We start from the raw sequence: 15374 nt of genomic DNA on the forward strand, positions 1-15374 counted from the left end.
ATCCATATGAATACTGGCTTAACCTATAGAAGGTATTAAAGCTTAAATGCTAAGAGTTTTCAAGCGTTTTGCCAAACGTGACACTTTTCGTGCCGCAGCATTTTTGTGAAAAACCCCCTTAGAAACCGCACGCATGATTTCGGGTTCAAAATTCTTAAACGCCGCTTCCGCAAATGCCCTATCTCCACCAGCTAAAGCGTCATCAAATTTACGAATAAAAGTACGAACGCGTGAACGGCGGGCCTTGTTGACCTGCGTGCGCGCTGCGACCTTGCGCACAGCTTTCTTGGCCGAAGGTGTATTCGCCATAAATCTATCTCTTTCTTTCAAACTGACTGGCAACAACATCTCCAGAGACATTGATACCATAATAAAACAAATTCAAATGATAAAGCTATTTATCTCCAGCGAGCTTATAACGTAACCATAAAGCTGACGTCAATTGAATTCTCACAAATAAATACAAAAAATCAACAAAGCCCCTCCCCTTAATACCCCCTTTATACAAGCTCTTAAGCAGATAAAATGGTCTAAACTGCTAAATTACGCAAAACATATTGCAAAATACCACCATGATGCAGATAATCCAACTCATCCTCAGTATCGACACGACACAATAATGGAATCGTTTTTACAACTCCATCAGAAAAAGTAATTGTAGCGATAGTCTTCTGACGAGGCCTCAAATGGTTGATCCCTTCAATCGTTACCTGCTCATCCCCTTTCAAACCAAATGATTGCCAACTTTGACCTGCTTCAAACACAAAAGGAACGATTCCCATACCAACAAGATTAGACCGATGAATACGCTCGAAAGATTGAGCAATCACTGCCTTGACACCAAGAAGATTAGTGCCTTTAGCTGCCCAATCACGAGATGACCCATTCCCATATTCAATACCAGCGAAAACAACAAGCGGAACCTCTTCACGCTTATAGGCCATTGCGGCATCATAAATTGTTTCTTCATTCTGCGATGGATAATGAACTGTATAGCCTCCTTCACAACCATTTTCGCCCAACATAAAATTACGAATACGAATATTGGCAAATGTTCCACGCATCATAACTTCATGATTCCCACGACGCGTTCCATACTGGTTAAAATCAGCCACTTTAACACCGTGATCGGTCAAATATTTTCCAGCAGGCGAATCGACCTTAATGGATCCAGCAGGAGAAATGTGATCAGTTGTAATTTTATCCCCAAACAATCCTAAGATCCGCGCATTCTTAATATCTGCTAATGCGCCAGGAACTTTCAGCATACCATCGAAATAAGGTGGATTACGTACATAAGTTGACTGATCATCCCAAGCATAGGTAACCCCCGCAGGGACCTGAACTTTTTGCCAGTTTTCGTCTCCCTTAAACACATCTGCATACTTCTCAACAAAAATATCACGAGTGACATTGTTTTCAATGAACGCCTGTATTTCTGCAGAAGTTGGCCAAATATCTTTTAAGTAAACTGGTTGACCATCCAAACCTTGGCCTATAGGTTCCTTGGTTAAATCCTTACGCACTGTTCCCACCAAAGCATGCACCACAACTAACGGTGGTGAAGCCAAATAGTTCGCCTGTACATCAGGCGATACACGCCCTTCAAAGTTACGGTTGCCAGAAAGAACGGCCGCAGAAATTAAACCATTCTCATTAATTGTTCTGGAAATGGCTGGATGCAAAGGACCAGAATTCCCGATACACGTCGTACATCCAAACCCCACCAAATTAAATCCTAATGCATCTAAATCTTTCTGCAGACCTGAATTGAGAAGATAAGCCTCAACCACCTGCGAACCAGGAGCAAGAGAAGTCTTCACCCACGGTTTGCTTTTGAGACCTTTCTTCACAGCATTACGCGCCAAAAGACCTGCTGCAATAAGAACACTTGGATTTGATGTATTGGTACAAGAAGTAATGGCAGCGATCACCACATCCCCATGACCAAGATCATACCCCTCACCTTCAACCTTATAACGGTCATTTTGCCCTTTTGTCTTCTTATAATCAGTGACCAATGCCGCCTCAAACCCCTGCCCGACATTTTCCAATGCAATCCGCCCTTCAGGTCGTTTAGGCCCAGCCATAGAGGACACAACACTTCCCATATCTAATTCAATTGTGTCACTAAAGATAGGATCAACCGTTTTCTCTTCATGCCACATCCCCTGTGCCTTAGAATAGGCTTCCACCAAAGCAATCCGATGTTCATCACGCCCCGTCATACTAAGATAACGCACTGTTTCTTCATCAATTGGGAAAAAACCACACGTCGCCCCATACTCAGGTGCCATATTCGCAATTGTCGCCCGATCAGCGAGCTTCATATGTTCCAGACCAGGACCAAAAAATTCAACAAATTTGCCAACAACACCTTTTTTGCGCAACATTTGCGTAACGACTAATACCAAATCGGTAGCCGTTACACCTTCCTTAAGTTTACCTGTTAAACGAAAACCAATAACTTCAGGTAATAGCATTGAAACTGGCTGCCCTAACATTGCTGCTTCTGCTTCAATACCACCAACACCCCAACCCAAAACACCCAAACCATTCACCATAGTTGTATGCGAGTCAGTTCCTACACATGTGTCAGGATAAACAGTTTTACAAACGCCATCATCTTTCATCCATACACATTGTGCTAAATATTCCAGATTGACCTGATGGCAAATTCCTGTACCCGGAGGAACAACGCGAAAGTTTTGAAAAGCCTGCTGTCCCCACTTAAGAAAACGATAGCGCTCACTATTACGCTCATATTCGTGATCGACATTCTGTTTGAATGCCATCGAATTTCCAAAATTATCAACGATAATTGAATGATCAATGACGAGATCAACGGGAATAAGCGGATTAATCTTTTTAGGATCTTCCCCAAGATTAACCATAGCATCCCGCATCGCAGAAAGATCAACAACGGCAGGAACACCGGTAAAATCTTGCATTAGAACACGCGCAGGTCGATAAGCAATTTCAGCACCAGCACTGCCTTTATCATTGAACCACTTAATGACATTTAAAATATCTTCTTTCTTGACAGTACGACCATCTTCAAACCTTAATAAATTTTCAAGAAGAACTTTCATTGAAAATGGCAAACGGGAAGCACCTTCAAGTCCATTCTGTTCTGCTGCGATCAAGCTATAATAAACATATTCCTTGTCACCAACTTTTAAAGTTTTGCGACAATTAAAACTATCAATTCGAGACATGACGTCCGCCCTTATATTACAAGCCACCCATTTCCTGGAATGAACAACACAAACTACACATCACTATCACAGCTTGAGCGCGGGTGAAATCATCTTCACCATCCATTCCCCGTCTTTTCATCGGCATATTCGGAGATCAACATAAAAATCCATTTTATACCGGATACAGATGTAATATACGCTTTATAGAACTATTCCTAGAATTATTCTAGATACAATTGCATAAAAATTAACGTGTTTTTTGCCTTATAATACAATAAATGTCATACGAAATAACGGACAACAGATAATTACATGATATTATCGGGCAAAAATCTGACGGTACACAGAAATGAAAAAATCCTTTTTCAAGATCTTTCCTTTTGTCTACTCCCACAACAACTTATGACAATCACAGGCCCTAATGGTATCGGAAAATCGACATTACTTCGAATCATTGTCGGTCTTCTTAAAGCCACTGAAGGTCATGTCATGCTTCAGGATAATGAACAAACATACCCTTTAGCAGCAGCATGTCATTATCTCAGCACACAAAATGCCATGAAATCCTCTTTATCCGTTATCGATAATTTGCAATTTTGGGCTGCGTTCTACGGACAACAACTTCGTCATCCTTATCAAGCTCTCGCAGATGTTGGCCTTGCTGATCTTGGACACTTACCCTTCAGAGTTCTATCAAACGGGCAACAAAGATGTGTTGCCATCGCCCGCCTTTTACTATCCTATCGCCCTATTTGGATTTTAGATGAACCAACATATGGACTGGATAACCATGCTCAAGCTCTCTGTACCAATCTTTTCCAGAAACATCTTAACCAAGGCGGAATGATTATTGCTGCAACCCATATGCCCCTCGGCCTTCCAGAAAACCGTGCGATCGCTCTAGAACATTTTCTACCTTCTCAAGAGGGAATAAAATGAAAGCACTCTTCTGGCGCGATTTTAAATTAGCTTTAACGCCACAAGCTTCTTTGTTCACAGAACTCTTATTTTTTATTGCCGTCATCCTGATAACCCCTTTTGCAATTGGGCCAGATTCAAACATTCTTGCACGAATAGGCCCTGGAATATTATGGCTTGGCGCCCTTCTCGCAAGTCTTCTCAACCTTAATACACTTTTTCAAAATGATCGTGATGACGGAAATCTCGACCAATTCATCCTCTCCGATCAAAGACAAAGTCTAACACTGATTGTTTTCATAAAATGTTTTGCTCATTGGGCAGGAACTATGCTTCCTCTTATTTTTGTTACTCCGATCTTGGCGTTTATGCTCCATTTAGATGCCACAACAACTTTTGCAACAATGCTGACCCTCTTATGTGGAACACCTGCCATCACTTTTATCGGAGCTATTGGTGCAGCATTAGCAACATCATTGCTACACAATACTCTTCTCATCTTTATTATCATCTTACCATGGGCAATTCCAATCATCATTTTTGGCGTTTCGGCTGCTAGAGCTCCAACAATGCCCAATGTTTCCTTTCTCTCTGCTTTAGCTCTTCTTCTTGCTTGTTCTCTCTTTTGGAGTATCTTCAGCTCTTTTGTTACCGCTATAACACTCAAATATTTATCCGAATAATAAAAGATAATTGCCGCAAAACTAAAGTCTGCTTATTATAAATCCATGAATGAATTATCATACACACAAAAAACGAAACCTTCCCTCATAAATTCCAACCGTTTTATGAAAATAAGCAGTTTTGCTTTACCTTGGTTAACCGGCACCACATTATTTTTTCTGAGCTTAGGGCTTGTCTTGATTATAAACTCCCCCGATGACTATCAACAAGGAATCACCGTCAGAATTATGTATCTTCATGTACCATTCGCGTGGCTATCCCTATTCTGTTACACTATGATGAGTGTCGCCGCACTGAGCAGTCTGTTTTGGGATTATTATCTTGCTGATATAGCACTCAAATGTGGTGCACCCATTGGAGCAATGTTTACAGTTTTAACTTTGATAACAGGAGCTCTATGGGGCCGTCCCACATGGGGAACATGGTGGGTATGGGATGCGAGACTAACATCGTTTTTGATCCTGTTTTTTATCTACCTTGCCATCGTCTCACTTTCATGTGCTTTCGATAACCGAATCAAAGCTGCACGCGCCACAGCAATTCTAACACTGGTTGGATCAGTCAATATCCCCATTATAAAATTCTCCGTTAATTGGTGGAACACGCTTCACCAATCAGCATCACTTTTACGTTCAGGTGGCACCACCATTGATAAAACCATGCTATGGCCGCTTATAGTCATGATGTTTTGCTTTACCTTTCTATTCATCCTATTGCATCTCATGGCTATGCAAAATGAAATCACCCGTCGTCATATCCAAATGCTTCAAACCAAAGCAGCTCATCGCGCCCGACACCAGGATTCCTAATCATCATGCCCAACATAAATAACAACCAAAGCGAATTTTTAGGAAATTTCTCCCAGAGAATTGATTTTTTCCTTGGAACCCTTCATCATGAGCAAATTGTTGTTTTAAGTTACATGTTATCTGCAATTATTCTGCTTTGTTTTGTGGGGCATATTCTTCATAAAGGTATACGCCAAAAAAAAATCCTAAGACAGCTGCAGACAAAAGAGCTGACTTGGAAAGCCAAATATAGTGAAAATCACACATCTAAAACTTAAAAAAAATATACCTTTACCAATTTTATGTGTCCTGTTTGGACCGTTTTTTCTTTTTCTCCTTTTGATTATGCTGCTCTTTAAATCTATGAACAGCCAACATACCTATGATCGTTCTATCACCCAAAATGCATTAGAAGGAAAACCAGCTCCAAAAATCAATCTCCCCTTATTAAACAATGAGGGCTTTTTAAATTTAGAACAATTTAAAGGACACGTGACACTCATTCATTTTTGGGGTTCTTGGTGTCTATCCTGTCATGAAGAACACGCGACTCTTATGCAAATTGCAAAAGATAAACGCTTTAATCTTATTGGAATTAATTACAAGGATAACAAAAATAATGCTCAACGTTTTTTAACCAATTTTGGCAATCCTTTTAAATTTATTGGTTTGGATGTGTCAGGTCATACAGGCATTAACTGGGGTGTATATGGACCACCAGAAACCTTTATTTTGAACAAAAAGAATATCATCATCGCTAAACATACTGGCCCCTTAACTTGGCAAACTTTTCAGCAACAACTCCTGCCCAAAATTGAAACAGCTCTTATAGAAAAAATTTCAACAATCAATAACCCATCGGGAAAAAACAAGTAAAAATACTCTAACACATATTGAGAAATATATCTCTATACCCCCCAGAAATCATAAATCTTGATTATAAAAACAATGACGCAATATTTTTAATGTTTGGTTTTATTACGGAGCAAGCCACAGTTTTGTGTTAGAAGATAGCGTGATTTAAAGCGGCTTGCTGATGTTTACTTTAAAGAGTCTGATCAAAATCGGAGCTGATTTATCATTTCATAAAACAGAAATTTTATACTCTGAAATAAAAGGAATTATGAAATATATTCCAATACTAAACATCTTTTGAAATATTATATTCTCATCCGGCGTCTCTCTGAAAAAGGCTGAAATGCTAGTTTAGCATGAAAAGCGCAATAAGGATTGCTTTCACCAGAATCAGCACCACAAAAATGAAAATCTGATAACAAAGGGTCTCCAACTGGCCATCTACATGTATGCTCACTCAGTTGTAAAAGATTCAAATGGCGCGACACAGGCATAACAACATTTGATTGTACAGGAACATCACTTTCTACCACCTCTTCAGCGATAAAATCTATCTTTAAAGCCATATCTTCAGAGCTAGTAGAGAGAGCATTTTCTGGCAATACTGGTGGTACAGAACGGCGTGTTCTAGGCACTGTTGAACTGACACCAGAGAGTATTTTTTGCGTGCGTGATACGACTTGTGTTGTTTTACCACGTCCTGGCAATTTCAGCCGGTGCACCTTACCAATCACTGCATTTCTACTAACCCCACCTAATTGAGCTGCAATCTGGCTAGCACTTAAACCTTCACTCCAAAACTTCTTAAGAAGCTCAACACGTTCATCTGTCCAACTCATACAGAACTCCATCTTAATCACCGCATTGAGATGCTCAAGTAGCACTTCAAATGCCTTAACTCTATTTTAATCGCCAAGTGAAAAACTCTATGCTCTAGCCAAGCACCATCAGACCTCATTCAACCCATGGAATTTACAAACAGAAATACAATCCTCATTCAGTTGCTTAAACTACAATATGCACTCACTCTATGACAAGAGTATTTACTCCTCGAAGAGTACTTTTAAAAATGTTTTCCCCAACTTGCGAATCAAGCATAGAAAAAATCTCTTACTCTTGCTCTGAAATTTACATACAAATACACATTTTCGAAACCTTAAATTGATTTTTATAAATTGGAGCGATAATCTATTACAGCGCGGCACTGACCACACACTACGAAAATAAATTTAGCGTTGTTTTTTTGTTGTGTTGCAGCACTTAAAAACAAAGGAAATAATAATGTGTACAACCTCTATGCAATCACTTTATAATGTCTTTGCTCGACGCAATTTACATTTCGAACGCGGGCATGGAGTATGGCTTATTTCTAATAAAAGAGAGCGTTATCTTGATTTCACATCTGGTATTTCTGTCAATTCTTTAGGGTATGCTCATCCGAAACTGATTGATGCTATTAGAGTACAAGCTGAAAAACTTTGGCATGTTTCCAATCTTTTTCAATCACCTGAACAAGAAATATTTGCTGCGCGTCTTTGTGCAAACAGCTTTGCGGATAAGGTTTTTTTCTGCAACTCTGGAGCAGAAGCATTGGAATGCGCATTCAAAACAGCTCGTCGCTATCATTATGCATCCAATCAGCCAACACGCGTTGAAATCATCACTTTTGAAGGTGCATTTCATGGCCGGACGCTCGCAACAATTGCAGCCAGCGGACAAGACAAATATCTTGAAGGTTTTGGTCCCAAAGCAGGTGGCTTTATTCAAGTTCCCTTTGGGGATGAAAAAGCTTTACGTGAGGCCATCAATGAAAAAACTGCTGCTATCCTTATTGAACCCATTCAAGGAGAAGGAGGCATTCGGACAGTATCTCATGAAACTCTAAGACTTTTACGCAAATTATGTGATGAAAATAATCTGTTATTAATTTTAGACGAAGTACAGACCGGCATTGGACGGACAGGAAAACTTTTTGCCTATGAATGGAGCAATATTACACCTGATATTCTTACTCTCGCAAAAGGATTAGGTAGCGGATTTCCATTAGGAGCTTGTCTTGCAACCGAAAAAGCTGCAAAAAGCATGACACCAGGAACCCATGGCTCAACATTCGGAGGAAATCTTCTTGGCATGGCTGTGGGCAACAGCATTTTGGATATTATCTCAGAACCAAGCTTTTTGAATCATGTTCAAGACATGGGTAATAAGCTAAAACAAGGACTTTCCATCATCCTCGACTCTTATCCTGACGTTATTTGCTCAATTCAAGGTATGGGGCTTATGGTGGGTATTCAGTGCGTAGTTCCCCAAAATGATGTCATCAACGCATTAGAAAATGAATATATTTTGAGTGTTGGTGCCGGTAATAATATAGTACGCTTATTACCTCCTCTTATTATCACTGAAGAAGAAATGTGTGAAGGCTTGCACCGTATTGAAAAAGCAATTGCTCATCTTTCGCAGACAAATAAAAAAAGACAGAAATATGACTGAAAAATACGAAACAGCCCATAATGAAGCCTCTTTTAATAAAGTCTACTTAAATAGAGATGATGCCGTTGTTCCCTTTCAAGTTGAAGAACTAGATACCCGTGGACGTGCTGTACAACTTGGAGACACTTTAAATTCTATCCTCACAAGGCATCAATATCCTGAACCTGTCTCTTACCTTCTAGCAGAAACTTTAGTTTTAACCGTTTTGCTTGGGACATCACTTAAATTTGAGGGAAAATTCATTTTACAAACCCATTCTGATGGACCAGTAAGCATGTTGGTCTGTGATTTTACCACCCCCTTCAGTCTCCGCGGATACGCTCATTTTGATAAAGAAAGATTAGAACAAGCAATTACCACTGGCCAAACATCACCAGAAATGCTCCTTGGAAAAGGAACTTTGGCCTTCACAATTGATCAAGGTGCCTATACGCAGAATTATCAGGGGATCGTTGCATTAGATGGATCAAATCTACAGGAAGTTGCCCATACCTATTTTAAACAATCAGAACAAATTCCTACCAATATCCGCCTCGCAGTGGCAAGATTAATTGATCGTGATCAACAGGGAAAACCAAAAAAAAGTTGGCGAGCCGGAGGTATTTTGACACAATTCTTACCCCAAGCATCATCCCATCATAAAACACACGAAGCCAATCAAAAATCAGCAGAACCCAAAACCCGTACCCAACTTGAAGATCAATGGCGAGAAGTTAAAGCGCTCATTGGAACCATCGAAAATGCAGAACTTACTGACCCCCAAGTCAACACGGAACAATTACTGTTCCGTCTCTTTCACGAACGGGATATCAAAGTTTTTAAAACCTCTATTATTACGGATCAATGTTCCTGTTCACGTGAAAAAATTAAAAACATCCTAGACAAATTTTCCACTGAAGAACGTTCCAAAATGATCGAAAACCAAAAAATTTCCGTTACGTGTGAATTTTGCTCAACAATCTATCATTTCAAACCAGAAGAACTTTCTGAAGAAAAAGCATAATTCCCCCTCCTTTTATGATAAAGAAGTGCTCTTTCTCTTAAATAATCGCTTTTACTTTTAGAAACGACAAAGCTGTTAAAAAACAGTTATGTTTTTCATATATTAATCAAACCCAACCATCATAAAAACAAAAAGAGATGTTTATGCATCGAATAAATAAGTAAGTAAGGCTTTGCTATTCTGTCAAAAGACTAAAATAAGGGCAATATAGTATGAAATTATATTGATGAAAATAGAGATTTTGGTCACTTTACGGAAATGCTCATGGCTTCCAACCCTAATTCAAACAGGCTACTGAAACGCAACGACAATTAAAACATCCTGCAAAACATTTCTTCCTTCCAGCGTCTGAAGCTGACCGCCCCTTCCAACTTTATACACAAGCACGAAACAACCCGCATGACATCACACCCCTTTCCTTGATGTTAAACAGCGTAACCGAATATAAAGCGCGCCACTACCGCCATGCCGTCGAGATGCTGGCTCAAATGCATGAACATAATATCGAAAAATCGGCGTTTTTAGCCAATATGGAACAAATTGATATAAAACACCATCACTTCCATATGATCGACCCCTTCCTGTTATCACTAAAACATAGCGTAACCCAGACTGTTGAGACGATTGTAAAAATTTCTTCAAAAAAAAATAGGCTTCTTCTTGCATAAGGCCATGAAGATCAAGACGTGCTTCAATAGGAAAATGACCCTTTGCAATTTTACGATACGTTGTACGATCGAATACATGTATCTTGTCTTTTTGTGCCATCAGCCTCTTTGGCTCTTTAACTATTATTGGCTTCTGCTGATTTTCTTGCGAAAATTTGATACTTCGTACAGCTTGCATTTTTTTATTGTCGATATTTTCAGTATTTTCCTGAATAAGAGGATGGAACACATCACGAAGTGGTATTGTAGTACGACAAACCATCTCCCACAAAAAACGATCCTGTGGAGTTAATCGATCATCTTTTTTGCCCCATTCACTCCTGGCCATTTGCTCCTGAAACCTCCTTTCAATACGCTACTAATCAGAAAAAATCATCTTAACTTTCATCTTCCGTTGCAAAAAGCTTCCAATTTGGATCTTGCGACATGCTATTACGCACAAAAGTCCATACATCTTTAATTTCTATAATTGTTTCGGGATCACCATCGATACATTCTTCTTGCTCATTGTAGGTTACAGAAATAATTTCACTGACAATACGCATAGTCAAAAATTCTTCTTTGTCTTGCATTTCTGCCGCAACAAACTCAACCTTATTAATCCCCACAAAAGTAAACTGAACTCTTTCATTTCTTTCTTCTCGCTGCGCAATGGCCGCACTAAAACTCTCAAAAACATCAGAAGAAAGTAATTCCTTAAGTTGACCACGATCACCTTGTGCAAAAGCTGTCACAATCATTTCATAAGCAGTCCGAACACCATTGACAAAAAATTGAGGAGAAAAATGAGGATCCGCTCGACGCACAGCACGCAAACCATCGTTTAATTCACTCCCCTCTGGTGCAATTGCATCAATTTCGCTAAAATTGTCTTTCTGTACATTCACCTGATTAGGGAATGAAACAATATCATCGGTTGTTTCTGCTTCTGTCAGTTTTTTAGAACAATCCGAATAAGGATCAAAAGGAGGCTTTTCAAAACCAACTCGTTTTCCTAATACACTACGCAGTTGCACAAAAACAACAACCATAATAATAAGAGCTATTATAAGTACAACATCAAATTCCATAAGCGCTATCAATCTCCAAGCCTAAAATGATCTATCATCAACGTCATAATTAATATCACCTATGAACCAACATGTAAAATAAGTAAATCTACCATTTAAATAATGTTCATAGAACTTTAATTTAAGTTAAAAGAAGAGCAAGTACAATGTTTACAAAAAACATTGAAAAAGGAATTTTCGTGTGACACAATTTCATCATATAAAACTTCGCTTTTTTGTAGTTACTATCCTCAGCGTTCTCTGTGTTGAAATCACTGGTTTTATCCTCGTTGGAGAAAAAATTGGGGTTTTAGCAACTCTGAGTTTAACCCTGTTAACAATGATGATTGGAATCACTTTATTGCGCATCCAAGGTGTTAGCTTTTTAAAAAATATACAACGAGATCCCATCCAAAGGCATACACCAGAATATTATATGGCCGATAATGCTCTCATCATTATTAGCGCAATTTTTCTCATTCTCCCCGGTTTTGCAAGCGATATTTTGGGAATACTACTTCTTATAAAACCAGTACAGACTGTTGTCAGGTCTCTTTTTCTATCATTGAAATACAATAAAAAGGCTAATGCTAGAACTCATCCCAATGCTCGCAATGAATCTCAAAAAATAATTGAGCTTAATGCAGAAGATTATCAAAGCTACGATGCAAAAAAATCTCCCTGGTACAAAAGTGATGATAATGATTGAAATGAAAAAAAGCTGTAAAAGACACATAAAAAGTAGAAAAGATGAGGAGAGCATTTCTTGCAACCTATTGCAAGGCATGATAACCAACTTACCTTTGAACCTAAATATAGAAATAGATGTATCATAACGAAAGGCTTTAGTATGGCTGAAGGTGAAATCAATAACAATGGTAAAGAACCGGTTTTTGCCGTATTAACTCAATATTTAAAAGATTTTTCATTCGAAAATCCAAATGCTCCTAACTCACTGCGCCCACGAGAAAAAGCACCACAAATCGATATCAACGTTGATATCAACGCTAATCCAGTTGGTGATGATAATTATGATGTTATGTTATCTCTTTCTGTCAAAGCCAATGATGACACTGGAGTGTTGTTTCATGTAGAATTGGTTTATGGTGGTATTTTTCATATTGAAAACATTCCTCAAGAACATGTTATGCCGCTTGTTTTTATTGAATGTCCTCGTCTTTTGTTTCCCTTTGCACGACAAATTATATCTGATGCCACACAAAATGGTGGATTTCCCCCTTTGTGGCTTCATCCGATTGATTTTGCAGCAATGTTTCAAAAGCGGCTTTCCGAAGAAACAAAAAATACCCAAACAAAACCATCCTAAAAACTTGTTCGCAAAATCAAGCGAGATTTATTTTTACTTCCTTCATTATAAAAATCCTAAAGTTTCGGGGGTTTTATAACGATTTTTTAAGCGGCCAGCATTGCACTATTGACGATGCTCGTTGTGTCCCACTCAACGATCCAATTTGGACAGATTTTTTCTGTCCCATTCGGATAATATCAATAATGGTCGCTTCACCAAGCTTTTGTAATATTTGGCTTAAAATTAAAGATGAGTGATACCCAGACATCACTACAATATTACTGGGTTTTATTCATCTTATAAAAAGATATTTCTGTATCAATCACCCATTGAAAGACATGTTAGCCCCATTTCTTCATCAAATACAACTGATGAACCCGCATTCATGCAAAATAGCAATAGAAACCTGAATATACACTAGAGAAAACTGCATTGTCATATAGCCAAGATATCAACTGCTAAATGCGCCGCTCGTAGCTGATATTCCAACAACACAAATAAAAAAGCCGTCTATTCAACAGTATCAGAAACAGTATAAGAACAAGCATTGATGTATCTAATCAATAGCTCTTCTCATTTCTCATTAATCACCAAGTATATACCCGCAAAAGCCTTTATAATTGTGGATCATACTTGAAAATAATCGTCCAATGCCATCCTAACAAACGACACACAATAAGTGCGATCATTTTTGATACAACAATCAGACTTTTAGCACTACATCTTTATATCAAGAGAACGAGCAACAAGCATCCATATGACAACATAGCCTGGCATTTACAAAAAATCCCTTCACGTCGAAAATCACTCCCAGCACAACAGTCTCTTCAATTTGTTCTTTACAGCACATTCCTGTTGTCTAACCCAGCCTTTAATGAACCGTAAGAAGCCTTTACTCAATCATCCTATTCCTCTTGCTTATCCATAAATCATTTTCTTTAGCATTGAACGAACATGATTATAACTCGCTCATATCGTAACCTCTGGACGTCTACTCTTCAAATCATGCTCATAAGCCCATAAATCAATATGCTTTCGCGCAACACCCGTCTCCATCGCGGCTTTTGCCACCGCGATTGAAACAACCGTAAGCAAACGTGAATCAAATGGAACGGGTATGATATAGTTTGGACCAAACTTCAATGAATGATCGCGATAAGCTTTTGCAACACTATCAGGCACCTCCTCACGCGCCAAACCTGCAATAGCTTTTGCTGCAGCAATTTTCATGCTGTCATTAATGACCGTCGCACGGACATCAAGCGCACCACGAAATATATATGGAAAACAAAGAACATTATTAATTTGATTGGGATAATCCGATCGTCCTGTTGCCATAATAGCATCATCACGTACTTGCAGAACGGCTTCTGGTGTAATTTCTGGATCGGGATTAGCCATAGCAAAAATGACCGGCTGAGGAGCCATTGATTTTACCATTTCTGGAGTTAGTGCACCTTTAACTGAAACCCCGAAAAACATATCAACGCCTTCCATCGCCTCAACCAGAGTGCGTTTATCCGTTTTTATGGCATGAGCAGACTTCCACTGATTCATCCCTTCTTCACGACCTTCATAAACAACACCCTTGGTATCACATAAAATAATGTTCTCAGCCGGAAACCCCATCGCTTTAATAAGCTCAAGACAAGCAATTCCTGCAGAACCAGCACCATTACAAACTAACCGCGTATTCTTCATATCACGCCCAGTTAAATGTAAAGCATTAAGTACACCAGCAGCCACCGCAATTGCCGTCCCATGCTGATCATCATGAAAAACAGGGATATTCATGATTTCACGCAAACGACTTTCAATTATAAAACAATCAGGCGCTTTAATGTCTTCAAGATTAATACCACCAAAAGATGGCTCCAAATGACGAACCAGATTAATAAAACTATCCGGATCATTTATATCAATTTCCAAATCTATTGAATCAATACCCGCAAAATGCTTGAAAAGTACTGCTTTTCCTTCCATCACCGGCTTAGAGGCCAATGCACCCAAATTGCCTAAACCCAAAATAGCAGTCCCATTTGATATCACAGCAACCAGATTACCTTTTGCTGTATAGTCATAAGCCAACTCTGGATTGTCAGCAATTGCGTGAACTGGAACAGCAACTCCCGGCGAATAAGCAAGCGCTAGATCATGCTGAGTTTCCAGAGATTTTGTAGCAATAACTGCAAGCTTTCCAGGCCGACCACGACTGTGAAAATCAAGGGCTTCTTGTTCACTTGCACTATAGACTATTTTCTGCTTCTGCTCACTTTTTTTCATATTACTCATTCTCTCCAAAAACAGTATAAATCCTGCTTGATAATCATGTATCGTTATTTGATTTTACAATTTGATTCATAGGTAAAAAGTCGTTATGCTCTCCTTAGTAGTCGGCTTCATTATG

At 39.0% G+C, this 15374-nt stretch carries 15 protein-coding genes and 1 pseudogene; 9 read left to right on the forward strand and 7 right to left on the reverse strand.

Annotated elements, in window-relative coordinates; genetic code table 11:
* Positions 1–42 precede the first annotated feature (42 nt).
* Positions 43–309 (reverse strand): 30S ribosomal protein S20, encoded by a 267-nt coding sequence (rpsT, locus tag NPX98_RS00725; RefSeq protein ID WP_269022043.1) that lies wholly within the window; start codon positions 307–309, stop codon positions 43–45.
* Between the two features lie 221 nt (positions 310–530).
* Positions 531–3218 carry an aconitate hydratase AcnA gene (gene acnA, locus NPX98_RS00730; RefSeq protein WP_269022044.1) on the reverse strand — a complete coding sequence of 896 codons (2688 nt, stop codon included), beginning with the start codon at positions 3216–3218 and terminating at the stop codon, positions 531–533.
* 294 nt (positions 3219–3512) lie between these two features.
* On the opposite strand from acnA, the gene ccmA reads away from it, so the two are divergent.
* From ccmA to NPX98_RS00755, 5 genes are read left to right on the forward strand one after another with little or no spacing between them, the layout of a single operon-like run.
* Positions 3513–4139, forward strand: coding sequence for a heme ABC exporter ATP-binding protein CcmA (gene ccmA / locus NPX98_RS00735; RefSeq protein WP_269022045.1), 627 nt, complete (start codon positions 3513–3515; stop codon positions 4137–4139).
* Entirely contained in the window at positions 4136–4801 is a 666-nt protein-coding gene (ccmB, locus tag NPX98_RS00740) for a heme exporter protein CcmB (protein ID WP_269022046.1), read from the forward strand. Before ccmA ends, ccmB begins: the two co-directional genes overlap by 4 nt.
* Before the next feature lie 45 nt (positions 4802–4846).
* Positions 4847–5611: a heme ABC transporter permease gene (locus tag NPX98_RS00745; protein ID WP_269022047.1), complete on the forward strand. Its 765-nt coding sequence runs from the start codon at positions 4847–4849 to the stop codon at positions 5609–5611.
* A gap of 5 nt (positions 5612–5616) precedes the next feature.
* Entirely contained in the window at positions 5617–5868 is a 252-nt protein-coding gene (locus tag NPX98_RS00750) for a hypothetical protein (protein WP_269022049.1), read from the forward strand.
* On the forward strand, positions 5843–6466 hold the full coding sequence (locus NPX98_RS00755) for a DsbE family thiol:disulfide interchange protein (protein WP_269022050.1): 624 nt from the start codon (positions 5843–5845) through the stop codon (positions 6464–6466). Before NPX98_RS00750 ends, NPX98_RS00755 begins: the two co-directional genes overlap by 26 nt.
* Positions 6467–6750: 284 nt before the next feature.
* On the opposite strand, the gene NPX98_RS00760 is transcribed toward NPX98_RS00755, so the two are convergent.
* The gene (locus tag NPX98_RS00760) at positions 6751–7284 is read right to left on the reverse strand and encodes a GcrA family cell cycle regulator (RefSeq protein ID WP_269022051.1); all 534 of its coding nucleotides are present in this window, start codon (positions 7282–7284) and stop codon (positions 6751–6753) included.
* A gap of 442 nt (positions 7285–7726) precedes the next feature.
* On the opposite strand from NPX98_RS00760, the gene NPX98_RS00765 reads away from it, so the two are divergent.
* Together NPX98_RS00765 and NPX98_RS00770 are read left to right on the forward strand one after the other, a co-directional pair.
* Entirely contained in the window at positions 7727–8938 is a 1212-nt protein-coding gene (locus NPX98_RS00765) for an aspartate aminotransferase family protein (protein WP_269022052.1), read from the forward strand.
* The gene (locus tag NPX98_RS00770; protein WP_269022053.1) at positions 8931–9941 is read left to right on the forward strand and encodes an Hsp33 family molecular chaperone; all 1011 of its coding nucleotides are present in this window, start codon (positions 8931–8933) and stop codon (positions 9939–9941) included. The genes NPX98_RS00765 and NPX98_RS00770 overlap by 8 nt, the downstream gene beginning before the upstream one ends.
* Positions 9942–10346: 405 nt before the next feature.
* Here the strand turns inward: NPX98_RS00770 and NPX98_RS00775 are convergent, their stop codons facing one another.
* Positions 10347–10937 (reverse strand): Smr/MutS family protein, encoded by a 591-nt coding sequence (locus tag NPX98_RS00775; protein WP_269022054.1) that lies wholly within the window; start codon positions 10935–10937, stop codon positions 10347–10349.
* Positions 10938–10986: 49 nt separating this feature from the next.
* Positions 10987–11679 (reverse strand): Tim44/TimA family putative adaptor protein, encoded by a 693-nt coding sequence (locus NPX98_RS00780; RefSeq protein WP_269022056.1) that lies wholly within the window; start codon positions 11677–11679, stop codon positions 10987–10989.
* A gap of 181 nt (positions 11680–11860) precedes the next feature.
* On the opposite strand from NPX98_RS00780, the gene NPX98_RS00785 reads away from it, so the two are divergent.
* Together NPX98_RS00785 and secB are read left to right on the forward strand one after the other, a co-directional pair.
* Positions 11861–12367 carry an FxsA family protein gene (locus NPX98_RS00785; RefSeq protein WP_269022057.1) on the forward strand — a complete coding sequence of 169 codons (507 nt, stop codon included), beginning with the start codon at positions 11861–11863 and terminating at the stop codon, positions 12365–12367.
* Between the two features lie 141 nt (positions 12368–12508).
* A complete protein-coding gene (gene secB, locus NPX98_RS00790; protein ID WP_269022058.1) occupies positions 12509–12985 on the forward strand; it encodes a protein-export chaperone SecB in 477 nt (158 codons plus the stop codon).
* Between the two features lie 73 nt (positions 12986–13058).
* Here the strand turns inward: secB and NPX98_RS00795 are convergent, their stop codons facing one another.
* Positions 13059–13235 carry a hypothetical protein gene (locus tag NPX98_RS00795; RefSeq protein WP_269022059.1) on the reverse strand — a complete coding sequence of 59 codons (177 nt, stop codon included), beginning with the start codon at positions 13233–13235 and terminating at the stop codon, positions 13059–13061.
* Between the two features lie 704 nt (positions 13236–13939).
* Positions 13940–15250, reverse strand: a pseudogene (locus NPX98_RS00800) (malic enzyme-like NAD(P)-binding protein); the annotation flags it as partial.
* Between the last annotated feature and the right edge of the window lie 124 nt (positions 15251–15374).

Origin of the sequence: Bartonella sp. A05 (assembly GCF_026930145.1) — a bacterium.
Classification (GTDB): Bacteria; Pseudomonadota; Alphaproteobacteria; order Rhizobiales; family Rhizobiaceae; genus Bartonella.

What these genes read in the sequence shown, in the direction of transcription:
- rpsT (WP_269022043.1), bottom strand. Translation starts at nt 309, where the DNA reads ATGGCGAATACACCTTCGGCCAAGAAAGCTGTGCGCAAGGTCGCAGCG.
- acnA (WP_269022044.1), bottom strand. Translation starts at nt 3,218, where the DNA reads ATGTCTCGAATTGATAGTTTTAATTGTCGCAAAACTTTAAAAGTTGGT.
- ccmA (WP_269022045.1), top strand. Translation starts at nt 3,513, where the DNA reads ATGATATTATCGGGCAAAAATCTGACGGTACACAGAAATGAAAAAATC.
- ccmB (WP_269022046.1), top strand. Translation starts at nt 4,136, where the DNA reads ATGAAAGCACTCTTCTGGCGCGATTTTAAATTAGCTTTAACGCCACAA.
- NPX98_RS00745 (WP_269022047.1), top strand. Translation starts at nt 4,847, where the DNA reads ATGAATGAATTATCATACACACAAAAAACGAAACCTTCCCTCATAAAT.
- NPX98_RS00750 (WP_269022049.1), top strand. Translation starts at nt 5,617, where the DNA reads ATGCCCAACATAAATAACAACCAAAGCGAATTTTTAGGAAATTTCTCC.
- NPX98_RS00760 (WP_269022051.1), bottom strand. Translation starts at nt 7,284, where the DNA reads ATGAGTTGGACAGATGAACGTGTTGAGCTTCTTAAGAAGTTTTGGAGT.
- NPX98_RS00765 (WP_269022052.1), top strand. Translation starts at nt 7,727, where the DNA reads ATGTGTACAACCTCTATGCAATCACTTTATAATGTCTTTGCTCGACGC.
- NPX98_RS00770 (WP_269022053.1), top strand. Translation starts at nt 8,931, where the DNA reads ATGACTGAAAAATACGAAACAGCCCATAATGAAGCCTCTTTTAATAAA.
- NPX98_RS00775 (WP_269022054.1), bottom strand. Translation starts at nt 10,937, where the DNA reads ATGGCCAGGAGTGAATGGGGCAAAAAAGATGATCGATTAACTCCACAG.
- NPX98_RS00780 (WP_269022056.1), bottom strand. Translation starts at nt 11,679, where the DNA reads ATGGAATTTGATGTTGTACTTATAATAGCTCTTATTATTATGGTTGTT.
- secB (WP_269022058.1), top strand. Translation starts at nt 12,509, where the DNA reads ATGGCTGAAGGTGAAATCAATAACAATGGTAAAGAACCGGTTTTTGCC.
- NPX98_RS00795 (WP_269022059.1), bottom strand. Translation starts at nt 13,235, where the DNA reads ATGTCTGGGTATCACTCATCTTTAATTTTAAGCCAAATATTACAAAAG.